Annotated in this window: 23 protein-coding genes, 1 tRNA gene, 1 rRNA gene and 1 pseudogene; 17 read left to right on the plus strand and 9 right to left on the minus strand. The window is 69.8% G+C overall.

What is annotated here, in order from left to right; translation table 11 throughout:
- Nucleotides 1–181 precede the first annotated feature (181 nt).
- Nucleotides 182–298, plus strand: a 5S ribosomal RNA gene (rrf, locus tag QSK32_RS30250).
- A 123-nt stretch (nucleotides 299–421) separates the two neighbouring features.
- Here rrf and QSK32_RS30255 read toward each other — a convergent pair.
- Nucleotides 422–1,471 carry a DUF2293 domain-containing protein gene (locus QSK32_RS30255; RefSeq protein ID WP_045747576.1) on the minus strand — a complete coding sequence of 350 codons (1,050 nt, stop codon included), beginning with the start codon at nucleotides 1,469–1,471 and terminating at the stop codon, nucleotides 422–424.
- 220 nt (nucleotides 1,472–1,691) lie between these two features.
- On the opposite strand from QSK32_RS30255, the pseudogene QSK32_RS30260 reads away from it, so the two are divergent.
- Nucleotides 1,692–1,976 (plus strand): annotated as a pseudogene (locus QSK32_RS30260) (SCO4225 family membrane protein); the annotation flags it as partial.
- On the opposite strand, the gene QSK32_RS30265 reads toward QSK32_RS30260, so the two are convergent.
- The gene (locus QSK32_RS30265; protein ID WP_285473833.1) at nucleotides 1,960–3,180 is read right to left on the minus strand and encodes a phytase; all 1,221 of its coding nucleotides are present in this window, start codon (nucleotides 3,178–3,180) and stop codon (nucleotides 1,960–1,962) included. The pseudogene QSK32_RS30260 and the gene QSK32_RS30265 sit on opposite strands and share 17 nt — an antisense overlap.
- A 170-nt stretch (nucleotides 3,181–3,350) precedes the next feature.
- On the opposite strand from QSK32_RS30265, the gene QSK32_RS30270 reads away from it, so the two are divergent.
- Both QSK32_RS30270 and QSK32_RS30275 read left to right on the plus strand, forming a co-directional pair.
- Nucleotides 3,351–3,422, plus strand: a tRNA-Lys gene (locus tag QSK32_RS30270).
- Nucleotides 3,423–3,497: 75 nt separating this feature from the next.
- Nucleotides 3,498–3,626 carry a hypothetical protein gene (locus QSK32_RS30275; protein ID WP_285473834.1) on the plus strand — a complete coding sequence of 43 codons (129 nt, stop codon included), beginning with the start codon at nucleotides 3,498–3,500 and terminating at the stop codon, nucleotides 3,624–3,626.
- On the opposite strand, the gene QSK32_RS30280 is transcribed toward QSK32_RS30275, so the two are convergent.
- Nucleotides 3,616–4,614 (minus strand): SMP-30/gluconolactonase/LRE family protein, encoded by a 999-nt coding sequence (locus tag QSK32_RS30280; RefSeq protein WP_285473835.1) that lies wholly within the window; start codon nucleotides 4,612–4,614, stop codon nucleotides 3,616–3,618. The two genes, QSK32_RS30275 and QSK32_RS30280, sit on opposite strands and share 11 nt — an antisense overlap.
- A 170-nt stretch (nucleotides 4,615–4,784) precedes the next feature.
- Here QSK32_RS30280 and QSK32_RS30285 point away from each other — a divergent pair, with 170 nt between their 5' ends.
- From QSK32_RS30285 to QSK32_RS30295, 3 genes are read left to right on the plus strand one after another with little or no spacing between them, the layout of a single operon-like run.
- Nucleotides 4,785–5,861 carry an alpha/beta fold hydrolase gene (locus QSK32_RS30285; RefSeq protein ID WP_045747574.1) on the plus strand — a complete coding sequence of 359 codons (1,077 nt, stop codon included), beginning with the start codon at nucleotides 4,785–4,787 and terminating at the stop codon, nucleotides 5,859–5,861.
- Nucleotides 5,862–5,865: 4 nt separating this feature from the next.
- Nucleotides 5,866–6,537, plus strand: a complete 672-nt coding sequence (locus QSK32_RS30290; protein WP_285473836.1) for a response regulator transcription factor — start codon at nucleotides 5,866–5,868, stop codon at nucleotides 6,535–6,537.
- Nucleotides 6,534–7,940: a sensor histidine kinase gene (locus tag QSK32_RS30295; RefSeq protein ID WP_285473837.1), complete on the plus strand. Its 1,407-nt coding sequence runs from the start codon at nucleotides 6,534–6,536 to the stop codon at nucleotides 7,938–7,940. Before QSK32_RS30290 ends, QSK32_RS30295 begins: the two co-directional genes overlap by 4 nt.
- A gap of 112 nt (nucleotides 7,941–8,052) precedes the next feature.
- On the opposite strand, the gene QSK32_RS30300 is transcribed toward QSK32_RS30295, so the two are convergent.
- Entirely contained in the window at nucleotides 8,053–8,835 is a 783-nt protein-coding gene (locus QSK32_RS30300) for a zf-HC2 domain-containing protein (protein WP_045747572.1), read from the minus strand.
- 43 nt (nucleotides 8,836–8,878) lie between these two features.
- Nucleotides 8,879–9,493: a CGNR zinc finger domain-containing protein gene (locus QSK32_RS30305; RefSeq protein ID WP_045747571.1), complete on the minus strand. Its 615-nt coding sequence runs from the start codon at nucleotides 9,491–9,493 to the stop codon at nucleotides 8,879–8,881.
- 131 nt (nucleotides 9,494–9,624) lie between these two features.
- Between QSK32_RS30305 and QSK32_RS30310 the strand changes: the two genes are divergently transcribed.
- Entirely contained in the window at nucleotides 9,625–10,398 is a 774-nt protein-coding gene (locus QSK32_RS30310; protein WP_285473838.1) for a peptidoglycan-binding protein, read from the plus strand.
- Between the two features lies 1 nt (nucleotide 10,399).
- Here the strand turns inward: QSK32_RS30310 and QSK32_RS30315 are convergent, their stop codons facing one another.
- From QSK32_RS30315 to QSK32_RS30330, 4 genes are all read right to left on the minus strand, one after another.
- Complete coding sequence (locus QSK32_RS30315; protein WP_285473839.1) at nucleotides 10,400–10,804, minus strand: hypothetical protein; 405 nt, start codon at nucleotides 10,802–10,804, stop codon at nucleotides 10,400–10,402.
- 427 nt (nucleotides 10,805–11,231) lie between these two features.
- The gene (locus QSK32_RS30320; protein ID WP_285473840.1) at nucleotides 11,232–11,465 is read right to left on the minus strand and encodes a hypothetical protein; all 234 of its coding nucleotides are present in this window, start codon (nucleotides 11,463–11,465) and stop codon (nucleotides 11,232–11,234) included.
- A gap of 63 nt (nucleotides 11,466–11,528) precedes the next feature.
- Nucleotides 11,529–11,975, minus strand: a complete 447-nt coding sequence (gene mscL / locus QSK32_RS30325) for a large conductance mechanosensitive channel protein MscL (RefSeq protein WP_045747581.1) — start codon at nucleotides 11,973–11,975, stop codon at nucleotides 11,529–11,531.
- A 122-nt stretch (nucleotides 11,976–12,097) separates the two neighbouring features.
- Entirely contained in the window at nucleotides 12,098–12,451 is a 354-nt protein-coding gene (locus tag QSK32_RS30330; protein WP_014687361.1) for an STAS domain-containing protein, read from the minus strand.
- Between the two features lie 161 nt (nucleotides 12,452–12,612).
- On the opposite strand from QSK32_RS30330, the gene QSK32_RS30335 reads away from it, so the two are divergent.
- From QSK32_RS30335 to QSK32_RS30375, 9 genes are all read left to right on the plus strand, one after another.
- Complete coding sequence (locus QSK32_RS30335) at nucleotides 12,613–13,449, plus strand: STAS domain-containing protein (RefSeq protein WP_045747567.1); 837 nt, start codon at nucleotides 12,613–12,615, stop codon at nucleotides 13,447–13,449.
- Nucleotide 13,450: 1 nt separating this feature from the next.
- Nucleotides 13,451–13,864: an STAS domain-containing protein gene (locus QSK32_RS30340; RefSeq protein ID WP_045747566.1), complete on the plus strand. Its 414-nt coding sequence runs from the start codon at nucleotides 13,451–13,453 to the stop codon at nucleotides 13,862–13,864.
- The gene (locus QSK32_RS30345) at nucleotides 13,861–14,268 is read left to right on the plus strand and encodes an anti-sigma regulatory factor (RefSeq protein WP_045747565.1); all 408 of its coding nucleotides are present in this window, start codon (nucleotides 13,861–13,863) and stop codon (nucleotides 14,266–14,268) included. Before QSK32_RS30340 ends, QSK32_RS30345 begins: the two co-directional genes overlap by 4 nt.
- The gene (locus QSK32_RS30350) at nucleotides 14,265–15,296 is read left to right on the plus strand and encodes a SpoIIE family protein phosphatase (RefSeq protein ID WP_045747580.1); all 1,032 of its coding nucleotides are present in this window, start codon (nucleotides 14,265–14,267) and stop codon (nucleotides 15,294–15,296) included. The genes QSK32_RS30345 and QSK32_RS30350 overlap by 4 nt, the downstream gene beginning before the upstream one ends.
- A complete protein-coding gene (locus QSK32_RS30355) occupies nucleotides 15,293–16,636 on the plus strand; it encodes a sensor histidine kinase (RefSeq protein WP_045747564.1) in 1,344 nt (447 codons plus the stop codon). The genes QSK32_RS30350 and QSK32_RS30355 overlap by 4 nt, the downstream gene beginning before the upstream one ends.
- Nucleotides 16,633–18,168 carry a SpoIIE family protein phosphatase gene (locus tag QSK32_RS30360; protein ID WP_045747563.1) on the plus strand — a complete coding sequence of 512 codons (1,536 nt, stop codon included), beginning with the start codon at nucleotides 16,633–16,635 and terminating at the stop codon, nucleotides 18,166–18,168. The genes QSK32_RS30355 and QSK32_RS30360 overlap by 4 nt, the downstream gene beginning before the upstream one ends.
- 72 nt (nucleotides 18,169–18,240) lie before the next feature.
- A complete protein-coding gene (locus QSK32_RS30365; protein ID WP_045747562.1) occupies nucleotides 18,241–18,777 on the plus strand; it encodes a PadR family transcriptional regulator in 537 nt (178 codons plus the stop codon).
- On the plus strand, nucleotides 18,774–19,460 hold the full coding sequence (locus QSK32_RS30370) for an ABC transporter ATP-binding protein (RefSeq protein WP_045747561.1): 687 nt from the start codon (nucleotides 18,774–18,776) through the stop codon (nucleotides 19,458–19,460). The genes QSK32_RS30365 and QSK32_RS30370 overlap by 4 nt, the downstream gene beginning before the upstream one ends.
- On the plus strand, nucleotides 19,457–21,025 hold the full coding sequence (locus tag QSK32_RS30375; RefSeq protein WP_285473841.1) for an FtsX-like permease family protein: 1,569 nt from the start codon (nucleotides 19,457–19,459) through the stop codon (nucleotides 21,023–21,025). Before QSK32_RS30370 ends, QSK32_RS30375 begins: the two co-directional genes overlap by 4 nt.
- The last annotated feature ends 24 nt before the right edge of the window (nucleotides 21,026–21,049 follow it).

A 21,049-nucleotide genomic window follows, 5' to 3' on the forward strand; every position in this document is an offset into this window, starting at 1 on the left:
TGATAGGCCGGAGATGTAAGCACGGTAACGTGTTGAGTTGACCGGTACTAATAGGCCGAGGGCTTAACCACCCTAAACTTTGTGCTACGCGTCCACTGTGTGATTCACAGCAAACGAACAACCACCCTGATGGCAGGAACGTCTGCTAGCGGGTTGCTGGTTTTGTTTCGCTGATGGCTGTTACGGTGGTCATAGCGGAGGGGAAACGCCCGGTTACATTCCGAACCCGGTAGCTAAGCCCTCCAGCGCCGATGGTACTGCACTCGGGAGGGTGTGGGAGAGTAGGACGCCGCCGGACTAAACGTTGAGAAAGGCCCACCCTTCGGGGTGGGCCTTTCTTCGTTTCCGGACCTTTTCAGACTCCGGGCTGGGTCTGGAGCGCTTTTCACAGCGCGTTTCTGACAGCGTTTCCGGACCGCGGTCAGCGCCAGGATTTCAGAACCCGATCGATGTCGGTCCGGATTCGTTCGCGGGCCTCGTCGCGGGGTACCCCGTTCATCAGCATCTCGTCGTAGGCCGTGTCCTCGTGGCGTACCGACGCGACGACGGCACGGGTCACCGCGTCCGGGTCCAGGGCTCGGCCGGCGGCACTGCGGCCCACGCGTCCACTGCCCCGTGTGCCGGTGTGCAGACTGATCGCCTCGGCACGCTCCGGCGGGCAGCCCGGGAACAGATGGACGATCGACGCGGCGAGCTCGTACTGGAAAGTCTCGTCTGCTGCTTCACGGCGTACCCGATCACGATCTCGCCGACGGGCCCGGGCGTCCTCGTCGGAGAGGCACTCCTGCTCGGCCTGTTCGATGGCGGCACGCTCGACCAGCAGGCCCTGACGGTCGTACCGCTTGCGGGACCGGTTGAACCGGACCACCACCGCGGAGAGCCGGCTGGCCTTCTTGGCCCGGCGGGTCATCGCCGCGTCGCCGGCCGCCAGGAACTCCAGGTGGTCCAGGTCGGCGCAGGTCAGGCAGAGCGGCCCGGCCTCCTCCATGGTCAGCATGTCGCCGCTGGTCTGCCCGCAGGAGGTGCAGGTGAAGTCCTTCGCGGGCAGCACCACGACCAGGTCCGGCGCCTTGCTCTTCTTGGCGGTCAGCTTCTCCCGCTGCTGGTCGGTCATCGCGGCCGGCGTCCAGTGCGTGCGGTAGGCGAGTTCCACCGCGGGTGTGCCGTCGGCGGTGAACCGGAGCGGCCGTCGGTCCCGCATCGCGGAGAGGTACTCGACCTCGCTTGATCGCAGGCCCCGGCTCGCCGTCCAGCGGTGGAAGATCTCCAGGGTGTCGGCGAGGCGTTCCGGGGACACCGCCGCGATCGCCTCCAGCGTGGGCCGGCGGCCCTGCCGCCAGTCCGTCACCAGGCCCGGCGGCACCCAGCCGAGACCGGTCAGCACGTCGAGTGGGCTGACGTACTTCTGACGGTCCAGCGCCTGTTCGGCAGCGGTCACGATCCGGCGTTCCAGCTTCGAGACGGGCTGCATGGACGGCACGCTACCCGCGCCCTCAGATGCCGGCCACAAGGTATTCGCGTATCTGGCGCCGTTCGCGATGATCACGTGCAGCCAGGTGCTGAATCTCGACCTGCCCTCGAACGTGCCGATGTTGCCGGCGACTCCCAGGACTGCTGCGAGTAGCCGGTGTTCGGGCGGCTGACGCCCCACGCCGGACGTTCGTCACCGGCCACGACGGGGGACCGCCCGGAACGGGTGGTCGGGCCGGTTCGCCCGGATCTACCTCTCACTCGTCGCAGCGCTGACCGTCCTGGGCGTCGTCGAGGTGTACGTCCTCCACAGCGACTTCCCGTTCCTGCCCGGTATCGCGATCGTTGTGGCCGCGCCGGTGGGCGTTCTCATCGAAACCTACGCAAACATGGACTTTGCCGGGTTCGTGCTGTCCGTGGCGGTGGGGGCGCTGGTGAACGTCGCGGTGGTGAACGGACTACGGGCGGCCGTCCGTCGCCGCCGGGGGGTCAGGACGGCAGGTTGAGCGTACGGAAATCGACGTATTTGAAGTTGGTGCTCGTCCGGCCGCCGTCCGGGGTGTTCTCGCCGTCGTGGAGCACCAGAAGGCCCCGGGGGTAGCCGGGTAGGGGCGTGGAGGTCACCGCGGCGCCGTCGGAGTGCTGAACGCCGTCGGTGGCCGGGCCGTCCGTGACGGTGAAGATGCTGATCGGCCGGTTGTCGCGCCGGTCGTAGACGAAGAACCGGCTGTCACCCTGACTCGACACGATCAGGTAACCGCCCCGGCGACCGGTCGGGTAGATGGTGGCACCCTCCACGTCCGCGGTGATCCGCCCACCGAACCCGGGGTCGTTCGCGGTGTCCACGACGCACTCCTCGGTCTCGGCGTCGTAGGTTGCCGGCGTGCCGTACGACGAGACGCGCTCGACGATCCTCGGGATGCTGCTGAAGACGCCGCCCTCGAGGTTGATGCGCCACAGTGCGACATCCTCCTGGGCGGCGTAGAGGACACCCGCCTCCGCATCCACGACCATGCCTTCGACCTGCGGCTCCTCACCCGGCTCGGCACACGGCGACCAGTTCGTGCCGTCCGGCAGCCGGAAGGTGCGCGGCAGATCCAGAGTGTCCGACGTCCGGTAGGTGACCTTCCCGTTGCGCTCCTCGAGACGGAAGATGCCCAGCCGGGTGCTGTGCCGGCGGCTCACCACCGCGTAACGGTCGTAGACGGCGACACCGTAACCGGTGGCCTGCTCCTCGACCTCGGACTGATCACGGGAGAACAGCAGCGGGGCGTCCGCGGACGTGATGTCGGTCAGCCCGGACGCGTCGATCTTGTAGATGCGGAGCTTGTCCAGACCGCGGTCGGTCACCACCGCCACGTCGACCTTGCGCTTGCCGAAGGTGAACCCGGTCAGGATGTCGACGTTGTTGAAACGTCCACCCTCCGGTGTGGCGATCGACTGGACCTCCCGGCCGGCCAGGTCGTAGACCCGCAGACCACCGTTCTTGGCCGTGCCGATCACCAGGCTCCGCGACCGGTCCGCAGCGTTGATCCAGATGGCCGGATCGTCGGCGTTCGCATCTCCGCCGGCCTCGTCGTCGAACAGCGCAGGCGTCTCCACCGTGGCCGTGATCTCCCGAACCGGACGCGCCGATTCCGCGAACGCGGGCACCCCGGCGGCGAGCGTGGTCAGGGCCACGAAGGCGGCGATACCTGTACTCCGTTGCATGACTCCCGAGCATCCCCGAAAAGCCTGACGGATTGATGGACGCTGCCTGAACATCACCAGGCTGTTACCCAGTCGTGATCACCCGGGGAGGGCGCTTATCTCGGAGGCGCGTCCGCGGGGGTGGGTGCAATGATTGCGGGGCGAGCCGAGGTCGGTACTCTGACAGCGGCGGGCCGCTAGCTCAATGGCAGAGCTGTGGACTTTTAATCCATAGGTTCAGGGTTCGAGTCCCTGGCGGCCCACTCAGTTTCGCAGGCCAGCGCCGGTGTCACCGGCGCTGGCCTGTTCTGTTTCCTCAGGCGTACAACAGGGGTGTCATGGTCGAGCGTGTGATTGCCGATCGGCTGCTTCTGCTCGACGCGGTCGGCCACATGTTCCAGCTGACCCGTGCCTCCTGTTCGGCGGGGAAAGTGTCGTCGATGGCCGGCTTCGGCATCAGCGGCTGAGGGTGGCGACGAGCAGGTTCGGGTCCTGCTGGGTGCTGTAGGCGGCGCTCGGCACGAGCAGTGTGCGGCCGCGTACCGCGACGGAGGTCGGGTTGGACAGGCCGTCGGCGGCGGTCAGCAGGACCTCGGTGCGGGGCCCGGTGACGCGGACGACCTGGTTGACCGTGTTGAGGGCGGCGATGATCTCGTCGCCGTGGCCGGTGAAGGTGAAGTCGTCGATGCCGGTCAGGCCGGTGGCCACCACGCGGGCCGGGCCGAGGCCCTTCGCGCCGAACGGCAGGCGCAGGATGGTGCCTTCGTCGAGGTTGGAGGCGTACACCGCGTGGTTGTGGATCTTGATGCCGTTGACCCCGAGCAGGCCGTCGGCGGCCAGCGCCGGGTCTGAGCTGACGGTACGGACCCGGCCCTTCGGGGAGACGGTGTAGACGGTGCCCTTGACCGAGTCCGTCACGTACAGCAGGCCGGTGGACGGGTCCCGGGTCATGCCGTTGGGCAGGCCGTCGGCGGGCAGTGCGGCGAGAAGACGGGGCCTGCCGCCTTCGGTGAACGTCCAGATGCCGGTTTCGGTGGAGCCGGTGGCGTACGCGACATAGAACGTCCTGCCGTCCCGGACCAGGCCGGTGACCAGTGGGAAGCCGAGGACCGGTGTCGTCGCGGCGGTGTCGGCGGGCGCCGGCAGGGTGGCCAGGACGCGGATGCCACCGTCGGCGCCGATCCGGGCGACCTGCCGGCTGCCGGCGAAGGTGACGTCGACGCTGCCGTCCCGGTCAAGGACGATGTTCTCCGGCATCTGCCCGGTCTTCAGGTCGAAATGCACGGCGATCCGCGCGTCGACGACGGCGCGATGTCCCACCGTGCTGATCGACGCGACCGGGCCGACCGGGCCGACCGGGCTGCCGAGGGTGGGCGTACCGAAGGCCACGGCGCCGCTGAGAAGGCCGGCGACGGTCACGGTCATCAGGGCGCGGCGGCTGAGAGTGATGTTCACGAGGTTGCTCTCCTGCTTTCGAGGGTTCTGGCCGTTCGAGACTGCGCCCGGTGCGCAGGGCGGCAACAGACCCGCTTGTGGCTACCCCTGGCAGGTGCAGGCACGGCGTCGTCAGCCGGCCGTCAGCTGACGATCCGGGGATCGGGAGCTTCATTTGATGCGATCTCCCCATGAGAAGAACCCGCAGGCGGCTGCTCGTGGCCGCCGGAGTGCTCGTCCTCGGCGCGGCCGCCACTCTGGCCGCCGTCGACCGGTGGATCGACACCTACGTCGACCCGATGGAGGACGACGTCCGGAACGCGGGCTACGTCGAGAAGGTCGTGCAGGTCAACGACGTGGGCCTCAGTTTCGTCGAGGGCCCGGACAACGGCCCGCCGCTGGTGCTGCTGCACGCCCAGCACATGGACTGGTACAGCTACAACCTCGTCCTGCCGGCCCTGGCCGCGTCGTTCCACGTGTACGACGTCGACTATCCGGGGCACGGCGGCACCACCGTCCCGGACGACTATCCGATGACGGCGAACCGGATCGGCGCGGACCTCGGCGACTTCATCGACGATGTCATCGGCGAACCGGTCTTCGTGACCGGCAACTCGTCAGGTGGGCTGCTCGCCACCTGGCTGGCCGCGAACCGGCCCCGGTCGGTGCGGGCCGTCGTCCTGGAGGATCCGCCGCTGTTCACCTCGGAGGCGGGATATCCGTCGCCGACCCTGGCCGACCGTTCCTTCACCACGGCGGCCGATGCGGTCCGGGACGGCACCGACGACTTCCTGCTGTACTGGATCGAGGCCTCGTCGGCGTTCTTCGACAAGCACGTGGCGCCGGGATCCGCCTGGTTCCTGCGTCAGGCGATCACGTCGTACCGTGAGGCCGGCCCGGATCGGCCGGTCGAGCTGGGCATCGTCGCCAACGACACCGTCCGGCAGCTGCTGCGGGGCCTGGACCGGTACGACCCGCGCTTCGGTGCGGCGTTTCACGACCGGACCTGGAATGCCGGCTTCGACCACGCCGAGGCGCTGGCCCGCATCGAAGCTCCCACCCTGCTCCTGCAGGCGGACACCGAGTTCCTGCCCGACGGGACGCTGAACGGTGCGATGGGCCCCGAGGACGGGAAACGGGCAGCGTCGCTGCTCAGGAATGGCGAGTACCGGGTCGTCAACGCCACCCACGTGATCCACCTGGCCGAGCCGGAACTGTTCGTGAGCCTGCTCGAGGAGTTCCTCCTCCGCGAGAGCATGCCAGGATGAGGACATGACGACGCGGGTGCTCGTCGTCGACGACGACGAGCGGATCCGGGCGATGCTCACCTCGACCCTGACCTTCGCGGGCTTCACGGTGGAGTCCGTCTCGTCGGCTGCCGAGGCGTTCACCCGGATCCCCGGGGGCCGTTTCGACGTCGTCCTGCTCGACGTGATGATGCCCGGGACGGACGGTTTCGAGGCCGTCCAGCTGATCCGGCGCCACGACGGGAACCTGCCGGTGATCTTCCTGTCCGCGCGGGACAGCGTCGACGACCGGGTCCGTGGGCTCCGGCTCGGCGCCGACGACTACATCACCAAGCCGTTCAGTTCGGCCGAGGTCATCGCGCGGATCGAGGCCCGGACCCGACGGTCCGACCGGTCGGCGACGCTGCGGTGCGCGGATCTCGAACTCGACGCGGACCGGCATTTCGTCCGGCGTGGTGGCCAGGACCTCGAACTGTCGCCCACCGAGTTCCGGCTGCTGCGGCTCCTGCTGGAGAACAAGGGCCGGGTGCTCTCCAAACGGCAGATCATCGACCGGATCTGGCAGTACGACTTCGGCGGGGACACGAACATCGTCGAACGGTTCATCTCGAACCTCCGCCGCAAGATCGACGACGACCGCCCGGCGATCATCCGTACGGTGCGCGGCTTCGGCTACAGCATCGACGATCCGGAATGACCGTGCGTTCGATCCGCGCCCGGCTCACCATCACCCTCAGCGCGTCGGCCGCCGCGGTGATCGCCCTGTCGTTCGCGGCGAGCGTGGCCCTGATCTCGGCGTTCCTGCACCACCGGGACGCCGGGCAACTACGGTCGGTCGCCGCACGCCTGGAGATCGGCTTCACCGCCATCGGGGCGACGGTGATCGACGAGCGGGCCCTGCGCGACCCTACCGCCAACAGCGTCCACACCATGCTCGTCACCACGGCCGGGCCCGTCGGCGCGGACGGTCTCGACGCCGGGGCGCTCACCGGTCTGGCCACGGCGGGACCGGCGGAACCGGTGACGGTGGCCGACCGCTATCTCGCCCTCGGCATCGACATGCGCGACCGCGGGCTGCGCTACCGCGCCCCGGACGGCGTCGAGACGCCGGCCCTGCGCATCGTGGTCTTCCTCGACACCGCCGACCGCCGTCAGACGACGCTGGGCATCGTCACGGTGATCGCCGGCGCCTCCACCGTGGCCGTGGCCGTCTTCATCCTCCTCGCCGTCCTGATCGTGGGCCGGGGTCTGGCACCGCTGCCGGCCATGGCCGAACGGGCGGAACGGGTCGCCGCCGGGGACCGGACCCGTCGGCTGCCCCTGGGCCGAGGCGACCCGGCGATCGAACGACTCGCCCGGACGGTGAACGCGGCGTTCGACGCCCAGCAGGACGCCGAACACCGGATGCGGGCCTTCATCGCGGACGCCTCCCACGAACTGCGCAACCCGCTGACCGCGGCCACCGGCTGGGTCGAGCTCTACCTGAACGGCGGGCTGTCCGACGAGGGCCGGCTCACGGACGCCCTGCAGCGGGTGGACAACGACCTCGGCCGGATGCGGCAGCTCGTCGACGAACTCGCGCTGCTGGCGCGTACCGATGCCGGCCGGCCGTTGGAACAGCAGCCGGTGGACCTCCGTGCCGTCGCCGAGGACGTGGTCGCCGACCTGCGCGTCATCGCACCGGACCGCCGGATCCGGCTGGAGGCGGAATCCGCCGTCGTGCTGGGCGACCACGCGCGGCTGAGCCAGGCGCTGAGAAACCTGGTCGGCAACGCCGTCCAGCACACACCGCCCGACGCCACGATCACCGTGACGGTCGGCGGTTCCACCGGCGAACACCGGATCCAGGTGGCCGACACCGGCCCCGGCATCCCCCCGGAACACCTGCCGCACCTGTTCGAACGGTTCTGGCGCGGTGACCCCGCCCGAACCGCCCCGGGAGGCTCGGGCCTCGGGCTGTCCATCGTGCAGTCGATCGCGACGGCACACGGAGGCTCGATCCGGGTGGCGACCGGCGCCGGCACGGTCTTCACGCTCACCCTGCCCGCCTTCCGGCATGCAGAACAGGTCAGCGCCGGTGGACCCGGTGCTGACCCCTGAGGCAGGCGGAGCAGCAGTGCTGGAGGGTCGAGGGCCGTCTGCCGGCGCCCTTCGATACGGCGACGCTAAGCGTGCTCGGTGAGACCCGCGGAGTGTGTGACAGACCTGTGGGTCACGCGGCCCGCCGGTCCGAATCCAGTTCCGCGGTCAAGGGGCCTCGGGGCGGGACCAGGCGCAGGCCAGGGCGGGGCGCCGGCTCGATGTCGTCGTCGGGGTCGGCAACGGTGTCGAAGCGGGCACGCCAGCCGGTGCCGACGCGGTTGCCGGGTGGGCGCAGGGAGCCGCCCGCACCGCGGGAGAGGGCGACCACCAGCAGGTAGCCGAGGATGACGAAGCCGTGGCCGACGAGGCGGGCCACGTCGACGCGGCCGCCCGTCAGATCGTTGAACGACAGCAGCAGGAGCATCGCCACGAAGGCGGTCAGCATCGGCAGCAGGCCGGTGGGGCGGGTGCGGCGCAACGCGATGAAGAGGTAGCCGGCGCCGACCGCCACGTTCCAGGCGGCGGACTCGTGCCACAGATGGCCGGGGGTGGCGTTCAGGCCGGCGTGGTCGTGGCCGGCGCTCACCCCGCCGCCCACCTGGGTCAGGCCGAGGATCAGCTGGACGGCGCCGACCAGTGCCAGCGCAACGTACAGCAGGGCGGGGACGGGCAGCCGCCACCGGCGCCTGGCCGGTGCCTCGGTGGGTAGGGCGGCCAGGATCGCCGCGGTCAGGTCCGGCACCTGCAGTGCCGGGCCGGTTCGGGTCAGCCGGTTGACGGCTGCCGCGCGGTCCAGCCACTCGCGGCAGCCGGCGCAGCCGGCCAGGTGCTCGTCGACCAGCGGTCGCATGACCGGGTCGTCCTCACCGTCCAGCTGCGCGGAGAGCATCTCGCGCCACCGCTCACATCCCATGCCTCCATAGTCGCGCAGGGACGGCCGGGAGTTCCCACCGAGATCAGGGCTTTTCCTGAGCGCCGGACGGGCCGAGCAGCCGGCGGCGTTCCCGGAAGGCCCGCAGGTTCGCGGTGTTTCCGCAGGTGCTGACGTCGTGCCAGACGCCGCTGTTGTTGCGGGACGTGTCGAAGAACGCGGCCCGGCAGGTGACGTTGTGACAAAGCTTGAGCCGGGGCCAGAAACCGGCCTGCTGCGCGAGGAGCGTCTCCGCCCACAGCGCCGAGGCGAACCAGCGGACGCCGCGGCCGGTCGGCACCACCCGGACCCAGCCGGACCCGTCCGGCACCAGGCTCACCGGGACGTCGGCCGGGGGCAGGGTGTGCTCCGGCGGGGCCGGGTCGCCGCCGGAGCGGAGCATCACCTGTTCGAAGGCGGTGCGCAGGCGGCGCAGGGAGCGCAGGTCACCGGGGGTGAGCAGCAGCGTCGGGGCGGGCAGTCCGGAACCCCGCGACCAGGTGCCGAGCGTGTCGGTCAGCCACCACTGGGCGTCTTCCGTGGCGACCAGGAGATCGGCCGCATATCCCATGGTGGCCCGGGTGTTCAGCAATTCCTGGACGAGTGCGAATCCTCCCGGCGCTTCCCGTACGCCGTGTCGTGCGCTGGCTCTCCAGGACATAGCCAAAGCCTACTCGGCTCTTTTCCCAGGTCGGGACGGATTCCACTCGGGTGGGTGGACGATTCGCATTCATCGGTGGACCGTTGTGAATGTGTCTCTAGACTGGCGCGACCACCGGTGAGGGAGGACCCATGCGGAAGGTTCCGACGTTCACCGCCATGATGGCCACGGCACTCGTGCTCGCCGGGGGGTGTGACTCGCCGGACCGGACGACGAGCCGGGTGACTGCTTCTCCCGTACCCCCGAAGGTGTCGACGCCGGCGAGTGAGCCGAGCGCGACGAGTCAGCCGGCCGAACCGGAGGAAGAGCCCCGGAAGCTGAAGCGGGGCGACAAGGGTGACGAGGTGCTGGCGGTGCAGAGGCGCCTCACCGAGCTCGGCTACTGGAACGGTGAGGCCGACGGCAGATTCGGGGGGACGACCCAGCAGGCGGTGTACGCGCTGCAGAAAGCCGCCGGAATCAGCCGCGACGGCACGGTCGGTCCGAAGACGCGGAGGGCGCTGGACGAGGGGGTCCGTCCGAGGGCCCGTTCCGGCAGCGGCAGAGTCGTCGAGATCAGCCTGCGGAGGCAGCTTCTGATGGTTGTCGATGACGGCCGGATCACGCAGGTCTTCAACACGTCGACCGGCTCGAACGAGAATTACGAGCAGGAGGGGAAGACCTTTCTGGCGGATACGCCGACCGGCCGGTTCCGGGTGGGGCGGCAGATCGACGGCTGGCGTGACGCACCGCTGGGTCTGCTGTGGCGGCCGAAGTATTTCAACGGTGGCATCGCCGTGCACGGGGCGAACAGTGTGCCGCCCTATCCGGCTTCGCACGGGTGTGCCCGGGTCTCCATCGCCGCGATGAACTGGATGTGGGGGCACGACGCGCTGCCTTTGAAGACCCGGGTCTGGGTCTACTGACCTACCGCAGGGACAGGGCCCAGGCGGGTGGGCGCCGGCGCGGTGCCGGGATCGCGATCACCGGGGCGTAGCCGGGCGGCCAGGCCGCGCCGTAGAGCTCGGCGCAGATCACCACGCTGAGCCAGGGCACCCACGGGCCGCTGATCCGTAGCGTCCCGCCGTCGCGGGTGTCGAGGTCGAGCAGCCATTCGCCGTGCTGCGGCCGGACGCGCTGCAGGGAGCGCAGCGGAACCTCCCGGTCGCCCAGGATCAGCCGGCTGCTGGTGATGACGGCGAGCCGCCGTCCCGCCCCGGTCAGGTGCACCGGGAACCAGCCGTACTGCTTCTCACCGGCCCGCAAGGGGAGGGTGGCGGTGATCGCCGCGGGTCGGCCTCCTCGTTCCACGAGACTCGCCAACATGCTCATGGAGCGGTGACCCGCTGCGAGCTGTTCAGGGTCGTACGCGGACAAAAGCACTCTCCGATCTAGACAAGCCGCCACAACTCGGCCCATCCGACCCTGGCACGTTCGGTGCCCGGACAACCACTCGATACACACGACCGGTGAGTGTTTTGTCGGTTCGCCTCGTATGAAATACCCCAAAGTTACCTAAAACGGACGAAGGCGCTTAACTCTGGAGAGTGCGCCTGAAGTCACAAGAAAGGTTCAGCAGTCCCGAACGCGAACGATCCCGGTGGAGACATCCGGGTTCTCGCCGGCGCCGTCGACGACCCGCCGTCACCGCGGACCCGGCCGTGCCGATCGCGGACGGCTTCACCTGCCGGTGCGGCGCCCCGCCGGAGACCAGGAGTCACTGCCGCCGCCGCGGCGGCGTCTCAGCCGGCGGTGGGGGTCAGCGGACCGGCGGGCGGACGGAGAGCTCACGCCACTCGTCGAGACCGTTGAGGATGGCCCGGATCATGTCGAGGGCGGCGTCCTCACTGTCGTGCTCGAAGAAGTGCGACGTGCCCTCGGAGCCGCCGGCGCGCTGTTCGACATACCACTGGTCGCCGCTGACGCGGAGGTAGACGTCCTTCCGGGCCAGTCGTCCCCACTTGCCGTTCCACCAGTGCTTCCGCTGCTCCATCCCGGCACTGTATCGAACATCTGTTCGAACGGTGCCGGGAGGGCGGATCTTTTCAGCGGAAGATCAGCGCGGCGGCTCCTGGCGGCGCTGCAGAACCTCGTCGAGGGCACTGTTGGGGACCTGGTTGCCCTGGCCACGCAGCAGCGCGTCGCGGATCTCGGTGAGCAGCTTGACCTCTTCGCTGGGGGCCTTCGGCGGGGGCTCCTCGCCGCGGCGGCGACGCTCGGCCAGCTTGTTCAGCGGCATGACCACGAGGAAGTAGAGGACCGCGGCGGTCATCAGGAAGGTGATGAGGGCGTTGATGAAGCTGGCGTAGTCGAAGGGGACTCCGCGGACCTTGAACGCTCCGGCGTCCAGGCCGGTGCCCCCACCCAGCAGTTGGATGAGGGGCTTGAGGAAGGCCTCGGTGAAGCTGGTCACCACGGTGGTGAACGCGGCGCCGATGACGACACCGACCGCCAGGTCGACGACGTTGCCGCGCATGATGAATTCTTTGAAGCCTTGGAACATCTCTTTCACGAGCACTCCTGGGGCGCCGGGGGTCATTCGGCGACGGGGTGCCCGCCGCCGGTCGGCGACAAACTACGCCGACCGGCCGACCGGTGGAATGAATCGGTGCGGAATGTCGCCCCTCAGTCGAGGGCGGGCTCCTCGGCGGTGACAGCCTCGTCCACCGTCGGGTAGGTGTGCAGCACCTCGACCAGGCCGCTCACCTCGAGGATGCGCAGCACACCGCGCTGCGGCGCGGCCAGGCGGACGGTGCCGCCGGCGTCGTCGGTGCTGTTCTTGGCCCGGACGAAGACCGACAGGCCGGTGGAGTCGCAGAACGACACCTCGGCCAGGTCGAAGACCAGCCGCGTGCGACCCTTCTCCAGCAGGTCGCTGATCTGATCCTGCAGCTGGGGGGCGGTCGCCATGTCGAGCTCGCCGGCGACCGACACGACAACCATGTCGCCGCGCTGTTCTGTTTGTACCGTCAGGGACATTCGACGACCTCCAGTTATTGCTGAACGGTACTCCACGTACCGGGTGACGCGCAGAACAGGGAGAGCTTGACCGTGTCTGTTAGTTGGTCTAGAGCAAGTAAAGGCTTACCTGATGGTAAAGTCCGGCCGTTGCGCACTGATCGCGTGGTAGGGAGACGGCGATGCCGCTGAGTCCGGACGAGGCACGTCGCTTTGCCGACCTGCTGGAGAGTCACGCGGAGCCACTTACGGCCCGCTGGACGGAATTGGTCGTGGCGAGCCTGCGCGGCAGGTTGAGCGGTGCCGAGTTGCATCGGCAGACCACCGACCTGAGGCGTGGGTTCCAGAGCGCGCTCTCCGCCGGTGCCATCGAGGTGACCGACGGGGCGGCCGACGAGTTGCGGGCGCAGCTCAGTGAGCTCTCCAGCAACCGTGCCCGGCAGGGTTTCACCGCCACCGAGACCGCGATCAGCATCTACGCCCTCAAAGAGGCGGTGCTCGACGTCATCGGCGACGGCGACGACGCGCTCCGGCTCTACGTGGCGTTCTCCGCCTTCGTCGACCGGGCCGCGCTGTTCACCTTCGACAGCTACGTCCGGATCCGCGAGAGTCTGATCGCCGACCAGGCCGAACAGCTGCTCGAGCTCTCCACCCCGGTGGTGAAGCTCTGGGAGGGCGTGGTCGCGGTGCCGCTGGTCGGCACGCTCGACTCGGCCCGCGCCCAGGTGGTCATGGAACGCCTGCTGCAGACGCTGGTCGACACCAGCTCGCCGTACGCGATCATCGACATCACCGGCGTACCGGCCGTGGACACCCAGGTCGCCCAGCACATTCTCAAGACCGTGGTGGCCGCCCGGCTGATGGGTGCCGACTGCATCATCTCCGGGATCCGGCCGCAGATCGCCCAGACGATCGTGGCGCTGGGCATCGAGTTCGGCGACATCGCCACCAAGGCCTCGCTCGCCGACGCGCTGCGCTACGTGCTCAGCCGGAACGGCAACAAGTCCTCGAGGAGCTGACGTGGAACGTGTCCCGGTCCTGAAGATCGGCGACATCCTGCTGGTCTCCATTCAGATCGACATGGAGGACCAGGTCGCCCTGCAACTGCAGGAGGACCTGGCTGAGCGGATCGTGGCCACCGGTGTCGGCGGGGTGATCATCGACATCAGCGCGCTCGACATCGTCGACTCGTTCGTCGGCCGCACGCTGGCGACCATCGCCTCGGTCTCCCGGGTGCTGGACGCCGAGACCGTGGTGGTCGGCATGCGCCCAGCGGTCGCGATCACCCTGGTCGAGCTGGGGCTCTCTCTCCCGGGGATCCGGACGGCGCTCAACGTCGAGCTGGGCATCGCGTTGCTCAGCGCGAACCGGAGGCCCGAAATGCCGGACATCGTCGGCGACGAGGACGATCAGGCAGCGGTACCGACGCCGTGAACGAGGAGAGCCAGCGCCTTCCGGTCGTCTCCGACCAGGACGTGGTCCGGGTCCGGCAGCTGGTGCGTACGGCCGCGGTCGCGGCGAAGCTCTCCCTGGTCGATCAGACCAAGCTGGTCACCGCCGCCAGCGAACTGGCCCGCAACACGCTGGTGTACGGCGGTGGCGGCCACGTCGAGGTCACACCGACCCGCAGCGAGCGCGGCAAGGCCGGCATCCGCATCGTCTTCAGCGACGAGGGGCCCGGCATCGCCGACCTGGATCTGGCCTTCACCGACGGTTACACCTCCGGTGGTGGTTTGGGGCTGGGGCTGAGCGGGGCAAGACGACTCGTCGACGAATTCGACATCGTCACCGCGGTCGGCGAGGGCACGACGATTACCGTGGTCAAGTGGTGCCGATGAGCGGAGGCGCGGTGGCGTCCGTACCCGAGGGACTCCTGGACGGTGGGGTCTGGTTCCGGGTGGAAGCCGCCGGGACCGCCGCTTCCGTACGCCGTGCCGCGGAACGGCTCGCGACGGATCTGGGCATGCCGGAGAACCGGATCGCCGACCTCTCGATCGTGGCCGCGGAGGCCGCCGGCAACCTGGTCAAGCACGCCGACCAGGGCATCGTCATGGTCCGCCCGGTACGCACCGCGGAGCAGGCCGGCGTCGAGATCATCGCCATCGACAGCGGTCCGGGCATCGCCGACGTCCCGCACGCGATGGGCGACGGCCACTCGAGCGTGGGCACGCTGGGCATCGGTCTCGGCGCCATCCAGCGTCAGTCCAGCCGGTGGGACCTGCATTCGGTGCCGGGGCGGGGGACCGTACTGGCCCTGCAGGTGTGGCCGGACAGGGCACCGGAACCCTCCTGGGTGTCGGGGCTGACCCGGCCGCTCACCGGGGAACAGGTGTGCGGTGACGCGTACGCGTCGAGGGATGTCGAGGGACGCCGGCAGGTCATGGTCTGCGATGGTCTGGGGCACGGCGGCCTGGCCGCGGTGGCGGCCAACGAGGCCGTGCGCGCCTTCCGGAAGGCGCCCGCGGGTCCGCCCGCGACGGTGGTGGACGTGCTGCACCGGGCTCTCGGGCACACCCGGGGTGCCGCGGTCGCGGTCGCGGAGCTGGACCAGGCCGCCGGGCTGATCCACTATGCCGGTCTGGGCAACATCGCCGGGACCGTCTTCGGCCCGGACGGCGGGCGCCGTGGCATGGTGTCGCTGCCGGGCATCGCCGGTCACCAGCGCCGTCAGCTGCGGGAGTACGACTACCCGATGCCGTCCGGTGCGGTCGTGCTGATGCACAGCGACGGCATCGTGGACCGCTGGCAGGAGTCCGACTATCCCGGCCTGCTCACCCGGACTCCCGCGGTGATCGCGGCCACCGTACTGCGCGACGCGGGCACCCGCCGCGACGACGCCGGTGTGCTGGTGGCCCGGGTCTCATGACCGACCGGCTGCTCATGCGGACGAGCCTGCGGATCGAGCAGGACATCTTCGCGATACGGCAGCTCGGCCGGGAGGTGGCCCGCCGGGTCGGGATGGAGCCGCAGGACCAGACCCGGGTGGCCACCGCGCTCAGCGAGGTGGGCCGGGTCCTCCTCGCGGCCGGCCCGGATTCCGACGTGGAGTTCACCGTTTCCCCCGGCGGGGTACCAACCCTGCGGGTGACGATGGCTCATCCGATGTCCGGTCTCGTGGATCGGATCACCGGGCAGCTGCAACAGGTCGGCCGACTGGTCGACACGATGGAGGTGGACGATGGCGGTACCGGCACTGTTGTCCGGATGTCCCGGCGTTTGCCGCTGGGCGCTCCGCCGCTGACGGACGACCGTATGGACGAGATCCGTGTCGGCCTGGCCCAGCATGTCCCCGGTACCCCGCTGGACGAACTGGCCGTACAGAATCAGCAGCTCATCGCCGCCCTGGACGAGGTGCGGGCGCAGCGCGACGACCTGGCCCGGCTGAACGCCGAGCTGGAGGAGACGAACCGCGGCGTGATGGCCCTCTACAACCAGCTCTCCGAGGAGCTGGAGGAGACGAACCGCGGTGTCGTGGCGCTCTACGCGGAGCTGGACGAGAAGTCGGTGCAGTTGCGGGCGGCCAGCGAGGCGAAGACCCGGTTTCTGGCGAACGTCAGTCACGAGCTGCGGGCGCCGGTCACCGCGATCATCGGCCTGGGCCGGCTGCTGACCGATCCCGGCTCGGACGACCTGACCGAGGAGCAGAGCCGGCAGGTCGATCTGATCCGTACCTCGGCGACCGATCTGTTGAGCCTGGTCAACGGGCTGCTCGACCTGGCCAAGGCGGAGGCCGGGCGGATCGAGCCGAACTGGTCGGAGGTCGACCTCAAGGCGGTCTTCGGCCAGCTGCGCGGCACGCTGCGCCCGATGGCGACCCGCCCGGAGGTGGAGTTCGTGGTCGAGGAGCCGAGCCTGCCGACGCTGCGGTCGGACGAGGTGCTGCTCGCCCAGGTGCTGCGCAACCTGCTGACCAACGCGCTGAAGTTCACCGCGGAGGGCTCGGTGCGGCTGACGGTACGCCCGGTCGACGGCGATGCCGAGTTCGTGGTCTCCGACACCGGCACCGGCATCCCGCCTGAACTGCACGAACGTGTCTTCGAGGAGTTCTACCAGGTGCCCGGGAGCAAGCCGGTCAGTGGCAAGGGCACCGGTCTGGGTCTGCCCTATGCCCGGCGGCTGGCCGGGATCCTCGGCGGCGGCCTGCGGGTCGACTCGGAGCCCGGTGCCGGCAGCACCTTCACCTTGCGGCTGCCGGTCGCGTCATGAGTCCTTCCGCCACGGTTCTGGTCTGCGACGACAGTGCCACGAAGCGATACCTGCTGGTCAGCTGGCTGACCCGGGCCGGTTTCACGGTGCTGGAGGCGGAGACCGGCGGCGAGGCGCTGACGATGCTGCTGGACTCCGAGGCCGACCTGGTCGTGCTGGACGTGAAGTTGCCGGACATGAGCGGTTTCGAGGTCTGCGAGCGGATCAAAACCGATCAGCGGTACGGCGTCCTGCCGGTCATCCACGTCTCGGCGCACGCGGTGGACGTGGTCGACCGTACCCAGGGGCTGAACCGGGGTGCGGACGCGTACCTGGTGGAGCCGATCGAGCCAGACGAGCTGATCGCCACGGCGCAGGCGGTGCTGCGCTACTACCGGGCCCGGCAGCGCGCCGAGTTGCTGGCGGAGCGGATGGTCCGGCTGGCCGAGACCACGCTGGCGATCAACTCGGCGTCCACCCTGCGGGACCTGCTGGCGGCCGCCGCCGTGGGTGCCTGCGACATCTTCGGGGTTCCGGTGGCGGTGGTGGCGGAGTCCTCCGACGGGGAGGGCCTGGCCGCGGTCGGGAAACCCGCGACGCTGCGCCCCTGCACCGTCCCCAGCGACCGGATGGTCGCGGTGGGGTCGATGGTACGTACCGACGAGCCTGCCGACTGGGATGTGGCCGACTGGCCGGAGGGCGACTCGGTGGCCGTCGCGTCGGCCCGGCTGCGCGCGGACCGGCCGCCGGTCTACGTGATCGCGCCGAGCGGCTCCCAGACCGCCGGGTTCCCGGTGCTGCGGCAGCTCTCCCAGGCGGTCGCGGCGGCGGTGGAGGCACAGCGCTCGTTCGACGAGGAGCACCGGATCGCGGTCACCCTGCAGCGGAGCCTGCTGCAGTCCCGGCTGCCGGAGGTGCCCGGCATGGAGCGGGCCGTGCTGTACGAGCCGGCCGGTGCGCAGACCGAGATCGGCGGCGACTTCTACGAGCTGACCATGCTGAACGGCCAGCTCCTGGTGGCGATCGGGGACGTGGCGGGGCACTCGTTGCACGCGGCCACGGTGATGGCCGAGGTGCGGCACGCGGTCCGGGCGTACGCCGTCGAGGGGCATTCGCCGGCCACGGTGCTGGAGTTGGTCAACCACTTCATGCGGACCGTGCTGCCGACCGACTCGGCCACGTTGTGTCTGGCCACCCTCGATCCGGCGACCGGGCGGATGCGGATGGCCAGCGCCGGTCACCTGCCGCCGCTGCTGCACGTGGACGGCGAGGTGCGGTTCCTGCAGCCGCGCGGTCCGCTACTGGGGATCCGTGCCCCGCGGCGGACGGAACTGGAGTTCACCCTGCCGCCGGGCGGCACGCTGGTGCTGTACACCGATGGACTGATCGAGCGGCGGGACGTGGACATCGACGAGGGTCTGCGGGCCCTGGCCGCCTGTGCGGAGCGGGTGGAGGACGACCTGGACGCCTTCTGCCGTCGCCTGCTGTCCCAGCTCGCTGGAAACGATCAGCAGGCGGACGACATCGCGGTCGTCGCGCTGCGACGCGTCTGACGTCTCGTTACTACGGAAAGTCATCGCTGGTCTCCTTGACGACGGCTATTCTCTCAGTGAATAGTAGCGCTCATGTCCACGGCGCATGTTCTGTTGGGCCTGCTCGCGGGCGGGCCACGACACGGATACGACCTCAAACGGGCGCATGACGAGCGCCTGCCCAAGGCCAAGCCGATCGCGTACGGTCAGGTCTACGCGACCCTCGGCCGGCTCGAACGCGACGGCTTCGTGGCGCCCTCCGGACAGGATCAGGAGTCCGGTCCGGAGCGCACCTCCTACGAACTGACCGACTCCGGCCGCCGTCGTCTCGACGACTGGCTGGCCGAGGTCGAGACACCCGCGCCGTACGTGACGAGCACGGTGTTCAACAAGGTCGTGGTGGCGCTGATGACCGCCGACGCCGACCGGGCCCGCGGCTATCTGGCCGCCCAGCGCACGGCGCACATGACCCGGCTGCGGGAACTGACCGCGGCCAAGACCGCCCCCGGGGCGAGTGTCGGTGACGTCGTCGCCGCGGACTACGCCATCGGCCACCTCGATGCCGACCTGCGGTGGTTGCAGACCACCATGACGCGGGTCGCGGAGCTCCAGAAGGAAGTGACGTCATGACGGATCCGCTGCTCAGCGGTGTGGGAATCACCAAGAGTTACGGGCCGACGTCCGCTCTCCGCGGTGTCGACATCGAGATCGCCGAAGGTGAACTGGTCGCCGTCACCGGGCCCAGCGGCTGCGGCAAGTCCACGCTGCTGCACTGCCTGGCCGGCATCGTGCGGGCCGACGAGGGCACGGTCACCTACCGCGACCAGGACATCGGTCTGTGGTCCGAGGCGGCGCGCAGCCGCCTGCGACGCGACGACTTCGGGGTGCTGTTCCAGTTCGGGCAGATGGTGCCCGAGCTGACCGCGGCCGAGAACGTCGCTCTTCCGCTGCTTCTTGCCGGTTCGGGGCGGCAGGAGGCGCGGAAGACGGCGATCGGCTGGCTGGACCGGTTCGGGGTGGCCGACCTCGCCGACCAGCGTCCGGTGGCGATGTCCGGCGGTCAGCAGCAGCGCTGCGCGGTGGCCCGGGCCATGGTCACCGAGCCGCGGGTGGTCTTCGCCGACGAGCCCACCGGTGCCCTCGACCGGCTCGCCGGCGAGCAGGTGCTCACCGAGCTGGTCCGGGCGGTGCGCGAACAGGGCACGGCGGTCGTGCTGGTCACCCACGACGCTTCGATTTCGGCGTACGCGGACCGCGAGATCACGTTGCTCGACGGCGTCGTCGACCCGAGCGGACTCGGAGTGGCGCCGTGAGAGCGCCGGTTCTCGTCCGGCTGAGTCTGGCCGGGAACCGGACCGACCGGCTGCGGACCGGGCTGACCGTGGTCAGTTCGGCGCTGGCCGGCCTGGCCCTGATGTCGGCCGCCGTCGTCGCGTCGATCAGCGGCGGCGAGTGGATCGACCAGGGCGACGGCGGCTCGATCATGCTGCAGGACGACTTCCGGTACACGAGCCCGCTGCTGAACGAGGCCGGGCTGCGGCCCGGGGTGGCCTTCGTGCTGATCATGCTGGCGATTCCGGTGCTCGCCCTGGCCGCGCAGAGCATCCGGCTGGGCGCGCCGGCCCGGGACCGCCGGCTCGCCGCGCTGCGCCTGAACGGGGCCACTCCGCGGGAGACGGTGCTGATCGCCGGCGCGGAGACCGCGGTCGCGAGCCTGCTCGGCTCGATCCTCGGCTTCGGGGCCCTCCTCGTGCTGCGGGTGCTGCTCGAACGCCGGGACCGGATGAACCGGCTGGTACTGCCGACCGACGTGCTGCCCCACCCGCTGGTGATCATCGCGGTGCTGCTGGTCGTGCCGGTGCTGGCCGGTGTGATCAGCGCGGTGTTGATGCGCCGGGTCGTGGTGACCCCGCTCGGTGTGGTCCGCCGGATCCGGGAGCGCGGGCCGAAACCGTGGCCGGGCATCGTGATCGTGCTGGGCCTGGTGCTGTTCGCCCTGCCGACCCTGCTGAAACGGGACGACGCGCTGGTCGAGTTCCTCACCGACCTCCGGCTCCCGGCACCGCAGCGGACCCTGTCGATCCAGCTGATGATCGCCGGAGTGCTGCTGGTGACAGCCGGCATCGTGCTGGGCACCGGGTGGATCTCCTACGCGGCGGGACGGCTGCTGCGCCGCTTCGGCCGGGGCCCGGCGACGCTGATGGCGGGTGCCCGGCTGATGGCGGACCCGTGGAACGGCAGCCGGACGACCGGCGCGCTGATCGCCGCCGTGATCGTCGGGGCGGGAACACTCGCGTACCGGCAGATGATGTCGACCGAGTTCGCGGCGATGGACCGGTTCAACGCCCTGACCGGCCCCGAGGACGGCGGTGCTGGTTACGCCGCCGAGCCGGAGTTCTACCTGGGCGCGGCGCGGCTGGTGATGGTCGCGGTCGTGGTGGGACTGACGGTGGCGGCGGCCGGCGTGCTGATCGCGATGGTCGAGGGGATCGTCGCCCGGCGGCGGACCTACGCGGCGCTGACCGCCGGCGGGGTGCCCCGGGGGATCCTCGGCCGGGTGCTGCTCTGGCACACCGTCACACCGCTGGTGCCGGCCCTGCTGCTGGCGATCGGCGCGGGCACCGGGCTGGTCCGGATACTGGAGACCGAGGTGTCGTACGGCGGGGGCTACGACGTCTGCACCGACGGGACGACCGACCTGAGCACCTGCGCGACGAAGTACATCGAATACCCGGACGTGGTGATGCCGGTTCCGGTGCCGTGGGCGGACCTCGCGCTGCTCGGCGGCGGGGCACTGGCGGCGATGCTGCTCGTGGTCGGCGTGAGCGTGCTGGTGCTGCGGTCGAACACCGACCTCGAGGAACTACGGGTCGGATAGCCCGAGACGAGCGCCCGCATCCAC

Origin of the sequence: Actinoplanes sp. NBRC 101535 (genome assembly GCF_030269225.1) — a bacterium.
In the GTDB taxonomy this organism is placed as follows: domain Bacteria; phylum Actinomycetota; class Actinomycetes; order Mycobacteriales; family Micromonosporaceae; genus Actinoplanes; species Actinoplanes rectilineatus.

What these genes read in the sequence shown, in the direction of transcription:
- QSK32_RS30275 (WP_285473834.1), top strand. Translation starts at nt 3,498, where the DNA reads ATGGTCGAGCGTGTGATTGCCGATCGGCTGCTTCTGCTCGACGCGGTC.
- QSK32_RS30330 (WP_014687361.1), bottom strand. Translation starts at nt 12,451, where the DNA reads ATGTCCCTGACGGTACAAACAGAACAGCGCGGCGACATGGTTGTCGTG.
- QSK32_RS30335 (WP_045747567.1), top strand. Translation starts at nt 12,613, where the DNA reads ATGCCGCTGAGTCCGGACGAGGCACGTCGCTTTGCCGACCTGCTGGAG.
- QSK32_RS30350 (WP_045747580.1), top strand. Translation starts at nt 14,265, where the DNA reads ATGAGCGGAGGCGCGGTGGCGTCCGTACCCGAGGGACTCCTGGACGGT.
- QSK32_RS30370 (WP_045747561.1), top strand. Translation starts at nt 18,774, where the DNA reads ATGACGGATCCGCTGCTCAGCGGTGTGGGAATCACCAAGAGTTACGGG.
- QSK32_RS30310 (WP_285473838.1), top strand. Translation starts at nt 9,625, where the DNA reads ATGCGGAAGGTTCCGACGTTCACCGCCATGATGGCCACGGCACTCGTG.
- QSK32_RS30305 (WP_045747571.1), bottom strand. Translation starts at nt 9,493, where the DNA reads ATGTCCTGGAGAGCCAGCGCACGACACGGCGTACGGGAAGCGCCGGGA.
- mscL (WP_045747581.1), bottom strand. Translation starts at nt 11,975, where the DNA reads ATGTTCCAAGGCTTCAAAGAATTCATCATGCGCGGCAACGTCGTCGAC.
- QSK32_RS30320 (WP_285473840.1), bottom strand. Translation starts at nt 11,465, where the DNA reads ATGGAGCAGCGGAAGCACTGGTGGAACGGCAAGTGGGGACGACTGGCC.
- QSK32_RS30355 (WP_045747564.1), top strand. Translation starts at nt 15,293, where the DNA reads ATGACCGACCGGCTGCTCATGCGGACGAGCCTGCGGATCGAGCAGGAC.
- QSK32_RS30315 (WP_285473839.1), bottom strand. Translation starts at nt 10,804, where the DNA reads ATGAGCATGTTGGCGAGTCTCGTGGAACGAGGAGGCCGACCCGCGGCG.
- QSK32_RS30255 (WP_045747576.1), bottom strand. Translation starts at nt 1,471, where the DNA reads ATGCAGCCCGTCTCGAAGCTGGAACGCCGGATCGTGACCGCTGCCGAA.
- QSK32_RS30360 (WP_045747563.1), top strand. Translation starts at nt 16,633, where the DNA reads ATGAGTCCTTCCGCCACGGTTCTGGTCTGCGACGACAGTGCCACGAAG.
- QSK32_RS30295 (WP_285473837.1), top strand. Translation starts at nt 6,534, where the DNA reads ATGACCGTGCGTTCGATCCGCGCCCGGCTCACCATCACCCTCAGCGCG.
- QSK32_RS30285 (WP_045747574.1), top strand. Translation starts at nt 4,785, where the DNA reads ATGAGAAGAACCCGCAGGCGGCTGCTCGTGGCCGCCGGAGTGCTCGTC.
- QSK32_RS30290 (WP_285473836.1), top strand. Translation starts at nt 5,866, where the DNA reads ATGACGACGCGGGTGCTCGTCGTCGACGACGACGAGCGGATCCGGGCG.
- QSK32_RS30300 (WP_045747572.1), bottom strand. Translation starts at nt 8,835, where the DNA reads ATGGGATGTGAGCGGTGGCGCGAGATGCTCTCCGCGCAGCTGGACGGT.
- QSK32_RS30265 (WP_285473833.1), bottom strand. Translation starts at nt 3,180, where the DNA reads ATGCAACGGAGTACAGGTATCGCCGCCTTCGTGGCCCTGACCACGCTC.
- QSK32_RS30365 (WP_045747562.1), top strand. Translation starts at nt 18,241, where the DNA reads ATGTCCACGGCGCATGTTCTGTTGGGCCTGCTCGCGGGCGGGCCACGA.